Here is a 14712-nt window from a genome sequence, read left to right as displayed (position 1 = left end):
TAAAATCGGTAGAAAATGAATTCTTTTTTTAACAGAAACGGCCCAGAGGGTGTCTCTTGGGCCGTCTGCATACATGACGCTTACTTTGCCACCATCACATGTCGCAAAAATGACAAGCTTGCGTCAAAACGCATTAAGCCTCAGAAGCAGGAGCTTCTTCGCCTTTCGCTTGAGCGTTGGCTTGAGTTTGAGCGTATTCTTTACCAGCAATGATCGCATCAGCCATTGCAGAAGCATAAAGTGTTACTGCACGGATCGCATCGTCGTTACCCGGAATAACGTAGTCTACGTTGTCTGGGTTAGAGTTTGTATCAACGATACCGATTACAGGAATACCTAAGTTTTTCGCTTCTTTAATTGCAATTGCTTCGTGGTCAACGTCAATTACGAATAATGCGTCAGGTAAACCACCCATGTTTTTCACGCCGCCTAAAGCACGCTCAAGTTTTTCCATTTCACGGCTACGCTCTAAAGCTTCACGTTTAGTAAGCTTAGCGAAAGTACCGTCAGTAGATTGAACTTGAAGATCTTTTAAACGATTGATAGATTGGCGAAGTGTTTTCCAGTTCGTCAACATACCACCTAACCAACGGTGATCTACATACGGTTGACCAGCACGTTGAGCTTGTTCACGGATGATTGCAGAAGCAGCACGTTTAGTACCTACGAACAAAACTTTGTTCTTTTTGCTAGCCAAGTTGTTAGCAAAGTTCAAAGCATCATTTAACGCTGGAACAGTGTGTTCAAGGTTGATGATGTGAATTTTGTTACGCGCACCAAAGATGTATTGACGCATCTTTGGGTTCCAGAAACGTGTTTGGTGACCAAAGTGTGCGCCAGCTTGAAGAAGGTCGCGCATGCTTACGTTGTAATCTGCCATTTTCTTTACCTTAAAGTTTGGGTTAGGCCTCCATATATCCGCATTCTCCACCCCAAAGGGCACCCAGAGTAATGTGACGATATATGTGCGGATTTTTTAAATACCCTTTTACCATGCCGCATGAAACATATTCATAAAAAGCATTTGATAAAATGGGCGGCTATTTATACCATAGTCACACACAAATTTCCAAAAGTTTTTAAAGATCATGAACACTACTTATCAAGCACCACGTCGACTTATTAAAACCGCAGAAGATATTGAAAAGATGCGCGTGGCAGGACGACTGGCGGCAGAAGTTTTGGATATGATCAAACCACACGTCAAACCAGGTGTCAGCACGCTAGAACTAGACACTATTTGTCATGACTATATTGTCAATAAACAAGAGGCTATTCCTGCCTGCCTAGGTTACGGCGCAGCACCAGGTCGCCCTGCTTTTCAGCACACCATTTGTACTTCAGTTAACCATGTCGTGTGTCACGGCATTCCATCTGAAAGTAAAATTCTTAAAAAAGGCGATATTTTAAATATTGATGTTACCGTGATTAAAGATGGTTTTCATGGCGACACCAATATGATGTATGTCGTGGGCGGTGAAACCTCTATTTTAGCCAACCGTTTATGTAAAGTTGCTCAAGAAGCCATGTACCGTGGTATGGCGACTGTAAAGCCAGGTTCTACCATTGGTGATATTGGTCATGCGATTCAAAAGTATGTCGAATCTGAACGCTTTAGCGTGGTACGTGAATATTGTGGTCATGGTATTGGCACTACCTTCCATGATGAACCGCAAGTATTGCACTATGGTCAAGCCAATACAGGCATGGTTTTAGAAGAAGGCATGACGTTTACCATTGAACCTATGGTTAACGCAGGCGTATGGCAAACGAAATTACTAGGTGATAAATGGACAGTCGTAACTAAAGACCATAAATTATCGGCACAGTTTGAACACACCATTTTAGTAACCAAAGATGGCTTAGAAGTTCTGACTGCACGCCCTGATGAAGATTTGTCTCGCTTTCAAGCCTAAGCTTTAATGACAGTTAGCTAAAATCTGTCATTGGCTTGAAATTGAAACTGTTTGTCAAAAAGATCAGTTTTAAACTGGTCTTTTTTTAATTTATTTGCTCTAAATTTTAAAGATAATTTTAAAATTCAAAAGATTATATAAAAACTTAACACTAAATAGTTAATTTACTGCATTTCAACTACCCGCTATAGAGTTAACAAAAACTCAATACAACTTTCAGATCACAAACAAACAATTAAAAAAATATGCTGTAAAAACAACAGTTTTATTTTCCCACACCATTTCATAATGCCTCACATAACAAAATCGCAAATAACAACAAGCACAATGGACATGGAGTTCCGTTATGAAAAAAACCTTATGCTGCCTTGCAATCAGCAGCTTACCAATTGTGAGTTATGCCAATTCACCCTACTTCAGCTTACAGGATGGCGATGGTTTTAAACGCTTTTCTGTCTCGGTGGGAGCATTGCACGTTATGCCGCAAGGCAAAGCACAACCGTTCCAAGTGGGTACTGCTGTAAAAAATGGTGAAGTAGCGAATAATGGTGCCATTAAAGTTGATACTGTTATAAATAATTTAAATGGCGATGTTGATCAGACTCTGCTCGCAAATGTGCTTAAAGCGATTGGTACACTGTCTGGTGGAAATTTGAGTGCTGGACTCAGTGGAACTTCAGCAATCAATGGCTTAGAAGGATGGAGTAACCCTGGTACAGGTTTAGAAGCCGATGATGTCACCACCCTCGGGATTATGAGTAACTATTTCTTTACCGATAATGTCTCTTTTGAAGTCAAAGCTGGGATTCCCCCAAAAGTCGATTTACAAGGTAAAGGAAAAATCTATGCACCTTTCTCTGCCATCGCAACGCCACAACTTGCTAACTTGCCGTTAGAGTTTATGAATATTGATTTGAAAAATAATATTTTCATTACCGATTTAGAAGCACATGGCCCTGCTGCTTCTGCCCGTGCTTGGACACCTGCATTTGAGTTTCAATACCATTTTGGCAAAACAGGTGTAAATAAATTCCGTCCTTATGTCGGTGTCGGGTTAATGTATGCTTATTTTAATGAATTAGAAATTAACCCACGCACTGAACAAGATCTGATTGCCGCAGGTCACATGATTGCCAATATTAAAGAAGGAAAAGCGGGCGCATCTTTAGAAGGTACACCAAGTGCAGCCAATCCTAAAGTTGAATTAGACGCCACCGATGCCTTTGCGCCCGTTGCAACCGTAGGTTTTACCTATGACTTTAATGAAAAATGGTTTGCTGTCGGTTCTGTATCTTATGCACATCTTAAAAACGAAACCACCATTACTGTGACCGATGCTAAACACGGCGAACTCATTCACTCCAAAGCCGATATTGAAGTGAATCCGATCATTGCATACGCAGGTTTTGGGATGCGCTTTTAAGCTCTAATTTTTCTCTTCCCTCTTTCAACTAAATTTAAGACGGCTACGGTCGTCTTATTTTTTCCTGTACTTTTTAATTAAAGCAATCGCTTCAATCTTAATAACTCAATTTTATCATTTGATGAATTTTATTTTATCGCGATCTTGAGCTGAATCGACTACCATAGCAGTCTGTTTGCTGTTGTTGGATGCCTTATGTCGAATGCTCAATTTTCCAAACCTCTGATTTACATGTTAATTGGAAGTGCCATTATTTTGGCATTGTCACTTGGTGTTCGACATGCCTTTGGCTTATACCTTGTGCCAATGAGCCATGAATTTGGCTGGGGACATAATGTTTTCAGTTTAGCCATTGCCATGCAAAACCTCATTTGGGGTGCAGTCCAACCCATTACAGGCGCTTTTGCAGACAAATACGGCAGTAAAATTGTAGTGGCCGTAGGCGGTGCACTGTATGCCATTGGCTTATTACTCATGGCCGTCAGCTCGACAGGCTTGTTGCTAAATTTAAGCGTCGGTTTAATTTTGGGTCTCGCTTTATCTGCCACTTCATTTCCTGTACTACTTTCAGCAGTTGGTCGTGCAGCACCGCCTGAAAAGCGAAGCCTTGCGATGGGTATTGCCAGTGCAGCAGGCTCTTTTGGGCAATTCATTATGCTGCCATCGACCTTATTGTTATTACAAAATGTTGGTTGGTCTGGTGCTTTAATTGTCAGTGCTATTTTAATTGCATTGATTGTTCCTTTGGCATGGATGCTCAAAGCTCCCATGTATCAAAACCCAAGCTCTACAGCGTCCACACAACCAGCTTTGGGGTTTAAGCAAATTCTGATCATCGCTAAAAATCACAAACCATTTTGGTTTTTGGCGCTAGGCTTTTTTGTCTGTGGTTTTCAAGTAGTGTTTATTGGCATTCACTTACCAGGTTATTTAATTGACCATGGTTTTGATGCCACCACAGGAACCATTTTTCTCGCCTTGGTGGGTTTATTTAACATTGTTGGGACATACACAGCAGGTTGGTTAGGCGGTCGCTATTCCAAAGCACATTTGTTGATGTGGCTGTACGGGCTACGTGGCATTGCGATTATCGCATTTTTAGCCCTGCCATTGAACATCTGGACAATTTATGCATTTGGCATCATCATGGGCTTATTGTGGCTATCTACTGTTCCGCTAACCAATGGTATTGTGGCCAATATGTTTGGTATCAAATATCTGACTATGCTTAGCGGCATTGTGTTTTTTACCCACCAAGTCGGTTCTTTTTTTGGGGGATGGCTCGGTGGCTTAAACCACGACCTAACAGGCAACTATAATGCAATTTGGATCGTTTCAATTGCCTTAAGCGCATTTGCGGTCTTGGTGCATTTCTGGGTCAATGAGGAGCACGTTATTCATGACTAATTCTTTATTTAATTTTAAAGTGCTGCTCGCACTAGCGGTTATTGTCCTGCTCGTCTTTTCAATTTTTTTATGGATGCAAACGCCTCAACTGTTTGAGTATTTTAACCAGGCATTCTGTGCGCATTAATTGTCTGCGTCACTCGATCTCTTTATCAATGTATTAATACCAAAAGGAGCAGCTTATATAACATGCTCCATTGACTAGATTGCATTTAAACAGCAAATCTATGCAAAATAAGTTAAATGGTTCAAGATCAAACATTTATTTAAAAAATAATATTTTTCATAAGTTTAGCATTTCTTTTAATTTTATTTGATGGCTGTTTTTACTTAAATTTTCTTGACCATATACCAAGAAAGAGTAAAAACCCAATGAGCAGTCTAAGCCCGCTTTCTCAAGCAATTCATGATGCACCACGTTGGCATCAAGCCGATTCATTACAAAATCCTAATGATATTCAAATACAACCTTTAGCATGTGCTGCCTTAGGTGCTGTCGTGACAGGGCTAGATGCGAAAAAAGCCCAAACAGGTGCAACAATTTATCGTCTAAAACAAGCTTTGGCACAACATCTAGTTTTGATTTTTAAACAACAACATTTAGATGATTTACAGTATTTAGCATTTGCCAGTTACTTTGGTTCTATTTTCCGTCCAAGTTCAGACAACCCTGTTTTAGGCAGTCAAGCCGACACAGGTACACCGCCTGATGTAGTGCCAGTATCAAATGCTGTTGGGCAAGGTGATTATACGGGACATGCAGAACTTAAACCGCATGCAGACCATCAATGGACACCGTTACCCTCTTTTGCCTCGCTGCTGTATGCCATAGAAATTCCAGAACAAGGCGGACAAACCACGTGGTACAACACCATTAAAGCCTACGATGCCTTAGATGAAACCACCAAAGCGGAGATTGATCACCTTCAACTCATTACATACAACCCTTTTGTGCGTGCGCAAAATACGACTGCGACAGGCAGTTATGGTAATTCACCACTGTATCGTTTTCATGATCAACCTATTGTTGGTCATGGCTATCCACACCCTTTGGTGAGAGTCCATCCTGAAACTGGACGTAAAGCCCTTTGGCTGAACACCCATTCTGAAGTTGAGTTGCTCAATTATGATGATCAGGCAGGCAGTGAATTAATTGCTCGGCTCCGCACACATATTTTAAAGCCAGCCTTCCGCTACACGCATCATTGGGAACAAGGGGATTTGGTATTTTGGGACAATCAAGTGACCTTACACTCTAGGGAGCCATTCCCTGCCAAGCAACGGCGCTTACTTAAAAGAATTAGTTTGGCGGGTAGCCGACCATTTTAACTTACTCATCATGCAGACATTGTACCGAGCCATTATTGGACTCAAATAAAATGACGCACCAAAACTAAAACACCAAACGAATAACTTAGAATAAGAAAACCCGTAAAGCCTAAACTTTACGGGTTCTTCTTTTAATGAACTTTAAGCGATGTTGCAGCAACTTAGAATAAGCGGTTCATACCATTTAAAGTTGCTACACGGTAGGCTTCAGCCATAGTCGGATAGTTAAATGTTGTTTCAACAAAATACTTAATTGTATTGTTCGGGCTGTTCATCACGGCCTGACCAATGTGAATAATCTCTGCAGCATTATTACCAAAGCAATGCACACCCAACACTTCTAAAGTATCACGGTGGAACAGAATCTTTAATTCACCTACGGTATCACCCGTAATTTGCGCACGTGCTAAATGACGGAACGACGCCTGACCAACTTCATACGGAATTTTCTCTTCAGTTAATTCCTGTTCGGTCTTACCAATCGAAGAAATTTCTGGAATGGTGTAGATCCCTGTTGGAATATCAGTTACAGGTACCACATTTTCTTCGCCACTCATATTCGCACCCGCACAACGACCTTGGTCATACGCAGCAGATGCCAATGATGGCCAACCAATCACATCACCCGCAGCATAAATATTATCTACTTCGGTTTGATATTGATCATTAACTGTTAACTGACCACGGCTGTTTGGCTTGAGTTCGACATTTTCAAGACCTAAACCATCGGTATTACCTGAACGACCGTTACACCACAGAATTGCATCGGCTTTAATTTTTTTACCACTTTGCAAATATAAAACCACGTGATCATCAAAAGTTTCTAAATGATCAATTTGCTCATTATGACGAATCAACACACCCTGCGCACGCAAGTGATATGACAGCGCATCGGAAATTTCATCATCCAAATAGCTGAGTAATTTATGCTGTGTATTGATCAAATCGACTTTGTGATCTAAACCAATAAAAATAGACGCATATTCACAGCCAATCACCCCTGCACCGTAAATAATAATTTTTTGGATAGAAAAGTCCAAATCCAAAATTTTGTCCGAATCAAATACACGTGGATGGTTGAAATCTAAAATTTCAGGACGATACGGACGACTACCCGTTGCAATCACAATTTGCTGACAAATAATGGTTTCTTTAATGCCGTCTGCACTAAAAACCAAAACTGTATTTTTATCTTGAATATAAGCACGGCCATGATAAATCGCAATTTCATTGCGATCATAAAAACGTGAGTGCGTTTCAACCTGCTGTTGAATTACTTTATGTGCACTTTGAAGCACTTGCTTCATGGTAAACTGACGCCAGTCACCCATTTTTTTAAACATTGGGTCACGACGGTAACGAATAATATTAGACACCGTCTGACGCAGTGCTTTACTCGGGATTGTACCCACATGCGTACAGTTACCACCGAGTTGTTCACGAATATCTACAATCGCAACACGCTTACCTGATTTGGCAAGTTTCATTGCCGCGCCTTCACCCGCAGGGCCTGAACCGAGAACGACCGCATCATACTTCACGAAAGTTCCACTAACGACCTCTTTTTTACGTGGCATTCAACGCTCCTTTTCTTTAAATCTATCTTTTCAATGGGCCATATTATGACGTAAATCGTTTGAATTTTCTGTATTTAGTGTGCATATATTACGTGATAACCACATTTTTTATATGAATATCGTTTTTACCCAATTTAAGCACAATTTCGTTATAATAATATGCTCTTATGATGAATGTTCGTTGACATTTTACCGTGCATGTTGGAATTGGCATATTTTGCTTCAACATTCTGTAAAATGTAAGCCATACTAAATCTCTCCCCTTCAAAAACAGTGGAAAAGTTGAATATGTCTGCAAACCGTAAACCTGAACAGGGTGTCAAACTCCGTGGTGCTGAAAAAGTCGCACGTATTCCTGTAAAAGTTGTTCCTACGGTTGAAACGCCTCGCAAGCCTGACTGGATTCGGGTCAAAATGACGGCACCTGAAGAAGTTCAACGCATTAAAACCACTTTGCGTCAGCAAAAATTACATACCGTTTGTGAAGAAGCCGCTTGCCCAAACTTACCTGAATGCTTTGGTGGTGGTACTGCAACCTTTATGATTATGGGTGATATTTGTACCCGTCGCTGCCCATTCTGTGATGTTGCCCATGGTCGACCAAATGCGCTTGACCCTGAAGAGCCACGTCACATGGCAGAAACCATTGCCAATTTAGGCTTAAAATATGCCGTGATCACCTCTGTAGACCGTGATGACCTATTAGATGGCGGTGCGCAGCATTTTGTAGATTGTATTAAAGAAACCCGAGCGCTCAGTCCAGACACCTTATTGGAAATTTTGGTGCCAGACTTCCGTGGTCGTATGGATATTGCACTACGCATTATGACTGAATGTCCGCCAGATGTTTTCAACCACAATATTGAAACTGTGCCACGTTTATATAAAGCCATGCGTCCAGGTTCAGACTATCAACACTCTTTAAACTTACTCAAAATGTTTAAAGAATACTGTCCTGATATTCCAACCAAATGTGGTTTGATGGTGGGCATTGGTGAAACTGAAGAAGAAGTGATTGCGTTATTGGATGATCTTAAGGTGCACGACGTAGATTACGTGACCATTGGCCAATATTTGCAACCGTCTAAAGAACATGCGCCAATTGACCGTTTTGTAACACCAGAAGAATTTGAACGCTACACCGCACATGGTCAAAAGCTTGGCTTTAAAAATATTTGGGCAGCACCAATGGTGCGTTCAAGTTATTTTGCAGACCGTCAATACTATGGCGAACCTGTTCCAACTGTACGCCGCAAAGCAGACCCTGCTAAAAAAATTAGCGTGCAAACCATTGAGGCTTAACACTCGCTTATTTCCAAATTTGCGATAAAGCCAAAACAGCCCCAACTCGATGTCTGGGGCTTTTTTATGCCTTGTGAATAGATTTCAATAAGTCGATCTGAACATGTTTTGAATGTCTACGACCAAGTGTGAATGGTGTTGTGCCCATAAATTGTTAATCTATCTACTAAGTTCAAACAATAAAATAAGGCTAGCAAAATGTCACAACAAGATTATGAAAATGGCTTAAAAGTCCGCACAGAAGTTATGGGCGAAAGCTTTGTAAAACGTGCACAAGACAATACTGTGCCGTTTACCCAACCTTTACAGGACTGGATTAATGAACATGCTTGGGGCTCAACTTGGCAACGTGAAGGTGTATTACCTCGTAAATATCGTTCATTAATTACCATTGCATTTTTAACAGCGCTAAAAAGCCCAACCGAATTAAAAGGACATATTCGTGGTGCGCTGAATAATGGCGCAAGTGTAGAAGAAATTCAGGAAGTTTTGCTACACAGCCTACCTTATTGCGGTGCACCTGCAACACAGGAAGCCTTTCGTGCAGCTTTAGAAGTGTTGGCTGAACATACCACCAACACTTAAGTGCAAGCTAAGAAGTTATAAAAACTGTCGACATTTCACTGAACGCATACAGTGAAATATCGACAGTTTTGATCTTAAATCCAATACACATTAAAACTATAGAAAAACTCATTCAGCTCAAAACGTACCTGATAACCTAAGTCAGTCAGTTCAGCCGATAAATTGCGAATATCTTCCAAAGGTAAATGTTTAGGTAACACAGCCAAAACTGCCGTATTACCCTGTTTGGCATTTTCCTCAATCAACATAGCCAAACGCTGTTTATACAATTCAATATCAAGGTGGGCGTGATCTGAATAGACTTTCGCTTCCTCAGCAGTCAAAAATTTTACCATCTTATTGTTCTCATCATGTCTTATTCAAATTAAGCATATTGAAGCAAGCCATTCTGACTCAAGTGATTTTTTGTTATTCATTTAATTTTAACCAATCAAATACAACACTCTTCCCTTGCAGATCAACCCACCAAACCTCTGCAATAAAGATAGCTTTTTCATGCAAGACCTTTTAGGCTATCGCTCATTCAAAAGTTCAAAATTGTGTTGGATGGCGTTATGTCAGAATCTGTTTCTATTCCTACTGCACTAATTAACCGCGCGATTGCTGGGCAAGCTGAAGCTCAGTTTGAAGTTGCCGTGCTGTATATGCAAAGCGATTTTGATGAAGATATTGAACTGGCCGAAGAATGGGCACTCAAAGCGGCAAGTAATGGACATATTGAAGCCATGTATTGGCTTGGTGAAGGCTATACCGTATATGCAAAAGATGTGCAGGAAGATGACCCTGAAGATGCCAAACATCACTTTGACCAGGCCTTTTTTTGGCTTAAACAAGCCAGTGATGCGCAACACCCTGCTGCAATTTTAGAACTGTCGGGCTTTTACCGTCGTGGCGATGTCGTTGATAAAGATGTCGCACGTTCAGTCGCACTGGTTCAGCAAGCTGCGGAACTAGGCGAAGTACAAGCCATGCGTGACCTTGCTTTTATTTATGAAAATGCTTTGGGTGTAGATGCAGATGAAACCAAAGCAGATTATTGGACACAAAAAGCCGATGCTGCCCAATAGCTGCAATAATTTTTCTTTCAAGCCGATCAAATGATCGGCTTTGATAGATTTGCTGCTTTCACTTTGGATTATTGAAAGACATTTCAATCATATTTTAAACATCTACCACAATCACTTGTCTGCAAATACCTGCTTGCTGACGTTGTTGCTCAAAAACAGCCGCAGGCATAGGCTCAAAACTGTCAAAAAAACAGATTTCAGCTTCGTCTATTGAATATACCAGTGAATGATTGCCCTCACCGTCTAAAGTATCGTAATACACAATCACAAATTTATTTGCATCAAAGGCTTGCTGAATTTGGGTATAAGCAATAGGCGCTAATATAGGCAATTTTAGCTGTTCAGCTTTTGCATAACTCAACTTTTCTGAATCTTGTAGATCAGGGTCAGGGTCTGTGTAAAACTGCACATTAAAACCGAATTTTTTCAGACCAACTGCCAGACCAATCGTGGTTGTACCCTGCTCAGGTGTATAGCCACAGACATCAATTAATTGTTGAATATCGGCATCAATGCCTAAATGTTGTAATAACATCCAAACCGCGTAAATACCACAATTGGCTTCAAGCTCTGCCAATTCAGAAGGAAGCTCCACCGCCATGCTTTCGCCCCAAAATATAATTGTGTTGATAATAAACAAAACATGATTGGAACTAAATCAATTTCCAAGTACAATATTACGCTAGTCGAGGGATGCTGCGACGTTTTACAGGCACTAAATGTAAAATCGCCAGGCTCGACCAGCGTAGCATATCCATTGCTATGCAAGAAACGGCATCCGCGAACTGAATGATCAATTGTTTTTTTAAGGAGATCGTGATGAACGCGGTTAATGCTTCATTTACAGATTATAAAGTTGCCGATATCACCCTAGCTGATTTTGGCCGTAAAGAAATCAAACTTGCAGAAGCTGAAATGCCAGCATTAATGGGCTTGCGTAAACGCTACTCAGCTGCAAAACCACTTGCAGGCGCGAAAATTCTCGGCTGTATCCACATGACCATTCAAACTGCTGTTTTAATTGAAACATTGGTTGAATTAGGCGCAGAAGTTCGTTGGACATCTTGTAACATCTTCTCTACTCAAGACCATGCTGCGGCAGCAATTGCAGCATCTGGCGTGCCTGTTTTTGCTTGGAAAGGCGAAACTGAGGAAGAATATGTATGGTGTCTTGAGCAACAAATTAATGTAAACGGCACACCTTGGGATGCCAATATGATTCTGGACGATGGCGGTGACTTAACTGCACTTGTTCACGAGAAATATCCTGCATTATTAGAGCGTATTCACGGTATTACCGAAGAAACCACAACTGGCGTACAACGTCTGATTGAAATGTGGAAAGATGGTTCTTTAAAAGTACCTGCCATTAACGTCAATGACTCAGTGACGAAATCTAAAAACGACAACAAATACGGGTGCCGCCACTCGCTCAATGATGCAATCAAACGCGGTACAGACATGCTATTGTCTGGTCGTCGTGCATTAGTGATTGGTTATGGTGACGTAGGTAAAGGTTCTGCGCAATCTTTACGTCAAGAAGGCATGATTGTACGTGTTTCTGAAATTGACCCAATTTGTGCAATGCAAGCATGTATGGATGGCTACGAAGTTGTATCTCCATATAACAATGGCGTGCAAACAGGCAACAAAGCCGATGTCAACCAAGAACTTCTTCAAAACACTGACTTGATTGTGACCACTACAGGTAACTATCACGTGTGTGATGCTGCCATGCTTGATACCTTAAAAGCAGGTGCGGTTGTATGTAACATTGGTCACTTCGACACTGAAATCGACACCAACTACCTACGTGGCTATAAGTGGGTTGAAGTGAAGCCTCAAGTACACCAAGTGTACCGTTCAGAAAACGAAAACGATTATTTAATCTTACTTTCTGAAGGTCGTTTAGTGAACTTGGGTAATGCGACAGGTCACCCATCACGTATTATGGATGGTTCATTTGCAAACCAAGTGTTGGCTCAAATGCACTTATTTGCAGAAAAATTTGCAGACCTACCTGCAGAGCAAAAACAAGCAGCTATTCGTGTTGAAATCTTACCTAAAAAACTAGATGAAGAAGTTGCTGCAGCAATGGTTGCTGGTTTCGGTGGTGTATTAACTCAATTGACCCAAGTTCAAGCGGACTATTTAGGGGTTGCAGTTGAAGGTCCATTTAAAGCGGACGCTTATAAATACTAAGTTTTCAATTCCTCTCCCTAACCCTCTCCTGAGCGTACTTCAAGCACTGCTTTGAAGTTCAACGCAAGAGAGGGAATTATTCATTGTTTAATGAATGTATTCGAGGGTAAGTCCTCTCCTGAGCAAGTTTAAAGCACTGCTTTTAAACCCAGCGCAAGAGAGGATTTAGGAGAGGTGAAAGAATATAAATAAGTATTTATAAAAAGGATTTAACTATGTCGAAACAAGTTCCTATTTCATTTGAGTTTTTCCCATCTAAAACCGATGTAGGTGCAGAAAAACTCAAAGTTGTACATCAAGAATTGCAACTTCTAAAACCTGAATTTTTCTCAATCACTTATGGTGCTGGCGGTTCAACGCGTGAGCGCACGTTATCGGCCATTAGTGATTTAAATGGTAAAGGCACACCTGTCGCACCGCATTTATCTTGTATTGGTGATGACAAAGCACGCATTGCCGAATTGCTTGATATCTATAAAGCTCAAGGTATTGATCGTATTGTGGCTTTACGTGGTGATTTACCTTCAGGTCAGGTCGGTTTAGGCGAATTGCCATATGCGTCGGACTTGGTACGCTTTATTCGTGAACATTCAGGTGATTACTTTCACATTGAAGTTGCGGCTTATCCTGAAATGCATCCTCAAGCAGATAACTTTGATCACGACATTCAAAACTTTGTGACCAAAGTCAATGCAGGTGCAAATGCTGCCATTACCCAGCTCTTTTTCAATCCAGATGCTTACTTCTATTTTATAGAACGTATTCAAAAGCAAGGGGTGAATATTCCTGTTGCACCAGGCATTATGCCTATTACCAATGCCAGCAATTTAATTCGCTTTGCTGACAGCACAGGTGCAGACATTCCACGCTGGATTCGTAAACAGTTGGCAACTTATGGCGATGATACTGCGTCAATTAAAGCCTTTGGCCATGAAGTGATTATCAAGCTATGTGAACGCCTAATTGCAGGTGGTGCACCAAGTTTGCATTTTTATACCATGAACAATACTGAACCAACACGTCAGCTAGTGACTGATCTTGGTTTGGCTTAATCCTTTACCTTTTATTCACCTGAACGAGTAAGACCTATGCCCCGTTTTTATATTGAGGCTGATTTAGCAGTAGATACGCAAGTTGATCTGACTGAAACAGTATTTCATCACTGGGTTAAAGTCTTGCGTGCTCAAGTGGGTGATTGCGCCACCTTGTTTAATGGACAAGGTGGTGAATATCAGGTTGAGCTTACCGAAATTGCAAAAAAAACAGCCTGTGTCCAAGTTCAAGACTTCAATCCAGACAATCGCACACCTCGCTTTAGCACTGTATTAGGTCAAGTCATGAGCAAGGGTGACCGTATGGATTACGCAATTCAAAAAGCAGTGGAGCTTGGGGTGACTGAAATTCAGTTACTGACTTCAGAGCGTTGTGAAATGCGTTTGAAATATGATCGAGATCAAAAAAAACTGGATCACTGGCAAGGTATTGCCATTGCAGCTTGTGAGCAATGCGGTATGAATCTTGTGCCTAAAATTTTAGCGCCCTTAAGTCTATCTGACTGGTTGAATGGTGATTTACCACACACCAAGCTGGTTCTTGCGCCGAATAAAGAACAAGTGAATGTATTGGATAACGCAAGCCAAGATTTTGCTTTGTTGATTGGCCCTGAAGGTGGATTAAGTGATGCTGAAATTGCTGCTGCAAACGCTGTTGGCTTTCAGAACTGGTGTATTGGCGCACGTGTTTTACGCACTGAAACCGCGCCAGTAGTAGCATTATCGATTCTAAATTATACGATGGATAAATAATTTATCTGTTTTTGCAGATTTATCCTGTAAACACGTTGCTTTTTACGATTTACATGATTAATCTCAAGCCATATATTAAAAATATCTGTCTAAAATTCA

At 41.0% G+C, this 14712-nt stretch carries 14 protein-coding genes; 10 read left to right on the top strand and 4 right to left on the bottom strand.

What is annotated here, in order from left to right:
- Nucleotides 1-133: 133 nt before the first annotated feature.
- Nucleotides 134-880, bottom strand: a complete 747-nt coding sequence (gene rpsB / locus ACNS8M_RS04545) for a 30S ribosomal protein S2 (RefSeq protein WP_168418066.1) — start codon at nucleotides 878-880, stop codon at nucleotides 134-136.
- 208 nt (nucleotides 881-1088) lie between these two features.
- Between rpsB and map the strand changes: the two genes are divergently transcribed.
- The 4 genes from map to ACNS8M_RS04525 all read left to right on the top strand — a co-directional run bounded on the left by map (nucleotide 1089) and on the right by ACNS8M_RS04525 (nucleotide 6075).
- Nucleotides 1089-1916: a type I methionyl aminopeptidase gene (gene map, locus ACNS8M_RS04540; RefSeq protein WP_419225218.1), complete on the top strand. Its 828-nt coding sequence runs from the start codon at nucleotides 1089-1091 to the stop codon at nucleotides 1914-1916.
- 346 nt (nucleotides 1917-2262) lie between these two features.
- Nucleotides 2263-3339, top strand: a complete 1077-nt coding sequence (locus tag ACNS8M_RS04535; RefSeq protein WP_419225216.1) for an OmpW/AlkL family protein — start codon at nucleotides 2263-2265, stop codon at nucleotides 3337-3339.
- Nucleotides 3340-3534: 195 nt separating this feature from the next.
- Nucleotides 3535-4746 (top strand): MFS transporter, encoded by a 1212-nt coding sequence (locus tag ACNS8M_RS04530; RefSeq protein ID WP_419225215.1) that lies wholly within the window; start codon nucleotides 3535-3537, stop codon nucleotides 4744-4746.
- A gap of 372 nt (nucleotides 4747-5118) precedes the next feature.
- Nucleotides 5119-6075: a TauD/TfdA dioxygenase family protein gene (locus tag ACNS8M_RS04525; protein WP_168418063.1), complete on the top strand. Its 957-nt coding sequence runs from the start codon at nucleotides 5119-5121 to the stop codon at nucleotides 6073-6075.
- 161 nt (nucleotides 6076-6236) lie between these two features.
- Here ACNS8M_RS04525 and sthA read toward each other — a convergent pair whose 3' ends face one another.
- Nucleotides 6237-7652 carry a Si-specific NAD(P)(+) transhydrogenase gene (gene sthA, locus ACNS8M_RS04520; protein ID WP_168418062.1) on the bottom strand — a complete coding sequence of 472 codons (1416 nt, stop codon included), beginning with the start codon at nucleotides 7650-7652 and terminating at the stop codon, nucleotides 6237-6239.
- A 288-nt stretch (nucleotides 7653-7940) separates the two neighbouring features.
- Between sthA and lipA the strand changes: the two genes are divergently transcribed.
- Nucleotides 7941-8954, top strand: a complete 1014-nt coding sequence (gene lipA / locus ACNS8M_RS04515) for a lipoyl synthase (protein ID WP_168418061.1) — start codon at nucleotides 7941-7943, stop codon at nucleotides 8952-8954.
- A gap of 198 nt (nucleotides 8955-9152) precedes the next feature.
- Nucleotides 9153-9539, top strand: a complete 387-nt coding sequence (locus tag ACNS8M_RS04510; RefSeq protein WP_136144185.1) for a carboxymuconolactone decarboxylase family protein — start codon at nucleotides 9153-9155, stop codon at nucleotides 9537-9539.
- 74 nt (nucleotides 9540-9613) lie between these two features.
- Here the strand turns inward: ACNS8M_RS04510 and ACNS8M_RS04505 are convergent, their stop codons facing one another.
- Nucleotides 9614-9874: a hypothetical protein gene (locus ACNS8M_RS04505; protein WP_136144186.1), complete on the bottom strand. Its 261-nt coding sequence runs from the start codon at nucleotides 9872-9874 to the stop codon at nucleotides 9614-9616.
- A gap of 219 nt (nucleotides 9875-10093) precedes the next feature.
- On the opposite strand from ACNS8M_RS04505, the gene ACNS8M_RS04500 reads away from it, so the two are divergent.
- Nucleotides 10094-10606: a tetratricopeptide repeat protein gene (locus ACNS8M_RS04500; RefSeq protein WP_136144187.1), complete on the top strand. Its 513-nt coding sequence runs from the start codon at nucleotides 10094-10096 to the stop codon at nucleotides 10604-10606.
- A gap of 94 nt (nucleotides 10607-10700) precedes the next feature.
- Here the strand turns inward: ACNS8M_RS04500 and ACNS8M_RS04495 are convergent, their stop codons facing one another.
- Nucleotides 10701-11207, bottom strand: a complete 507-nt coding sequence (locus ACNS8M_RS04495; protein ID WP_136144188.1) for a cysteine peptidase family C39 domain-containing protein — start codon at nucleotides 11205-11207, stop codon at nucleotides 10701-10703.
- 218 nt (nucleotides 11208-11425) lie between these two features.
- Between ACNS8M_RS04495 and ahcY the strand changes: the two genes are divergently transcribed.
- From ahcY to ACNS8M_RS04480, 3 genes are all read left to right on the top strand, one after another.
- Entirely contained in the window at nucleotides 11426-12808 is a 1383-nt protein-coding gene (ahcY, locus tag ACNS8M_RS04490) for an adenosylhomocysteinase (protein ID WP_136144189.1), read from the top strand.
- A gap of 215 nt (nucleotides 12809-13023) precedes the next feature.
- Nucleotides 13024-13860, top strand: a complete 837-nt coding sequence (metF, locus tag ACNS8M_RS04485) for a methylenetetrahydrofolate reductase [NAD(P)H] (RefSeq protein WP_168525859.1) — start codon at nucleotides 13024-13026, stop codon at nucleotides 13858-13860.
- Between the two features lie 36 nt (nucleotides 13861-13896).
- On the top strand, nucleotides 13897-14613 hold the full coding sequence (locus tag ACNS8M_RS04480; RefSeq protein WP_419225214.1) for a 16S rRNA (uracil(1498)-N(3))-methyltransferase: 717 nt from the start codon (nucleotides 13897-13899) through the stop codon (nucleotides 14611-14613).
- Nucleotides 14614-14712: the final 99 nt, after the last annotated feature.

This window comes from Acinetobacter sp. A2, assembly GCF_048537555.1.
Lineage (GTDB): Bacteria > Pseudomonadota > Gammaproteobacteria > Pseudomonadales > Moraxellaceae > Acinetobacter.
This window is presented reverse-complemented; position numbering and strand designations above follow the sequence as displayed.

Bases quoted from the DNA above. Each gene is read 5' to 3' on its own strand.
- ACNS8M_RS04480 (WP_419225214.1), top strand. From the start codon at position 13,897: ATGCCCCGTTTTTATATTGAGGCTGATTTAGCAGTAGATACGCAAGTT.
- ACNS8M_RS04495 (WP_136144188.1), bottom strand. From the start codon at position 11,207: ATGGCGGTGGAGCTTCCTTCTGAATTGGCAGAGCTTGAAGCCAATTGT.
- ACNS8M_RS04535 (WP_419225216.1), top strand. From the start codon at position 2,263: ATGAAAAAAACCTTATGCTGCCTTGCAATCAGCAGCTTACCAATTGTG.
- ACNS8M_RS04530 (WP_419225215.1), top strand. From the start codon at position 3,535: ATGTCGAATGCTCAATTTTCCAAACCTCTGATTTACATGTTAATTGGA.
- sthA (WP_168418062.1), bottom strand. From the start codon at position 7,652: ATGCCACGTAAAAAAGAGGTCGTTAGTGGAACTTTCGTGAAGTATGAT.
- lipA (WP_168418061.1), top strand. From the start codon at position 7,941: ATGTCTGCAAACCGTAAACCTGAACAGGGTGTCAAACTCCGTGGTGCT.
- rpsB (WP_168418066.1), bottom strand. From the start codon at position 880: ATGGCAGATTACAACGTAAGCATGCGCGACCTTCTTCAAGCTGGCGCA.
- map (WP_419225218.1), top strand. From the start codon at position 1,089: ATGAACACTACTTATCAAGCACCACGTCGACTTATTAAAACCGCAGAA.
- ACNS8M_RS04525 (WP_168418063.1), top strand. From the start codon at position 5,119: ATGAGCAGTCTAAGCCCGCTTTCTCAAGCAATTCATGATGCACCACGT.
- ahcY (WP_136144189.1), top strand. From the start codon at position 11,426: ATGAACGCGGTTAATGCTTCATTTACAGATTATAAAGTTGCCGATATC.
- ACNS8M_RS04510 (WP_136144185.1), top strand. From the start codon at position 9,153: ATGTCACAACAAGATTATGAAAATGGCTTAAAAGTCCGCACAGAAGTT.
- ACNS8M_RS04500 (WP_136144187.1), top strand. From the start codon at position 10,094: ATGTCAGAATCTGTTTCTATTCCTACTGCACTAATTAACCGCGCGATT.
- ACNS8M_RS04505 (WP_136144186.1), bottom strand. From the start codon at position 9,874: ATGGTAAAATTTTTGACTGCTGAGGAAGCGAAAGTCTATTCAGATCAC.
- metF (WP_168525859.1), top strand. From the start codon at position 13,024: ATGTCGAAACAAGTTCCTATTTCATTTGAGTTTTTCCCATCTAAAACC.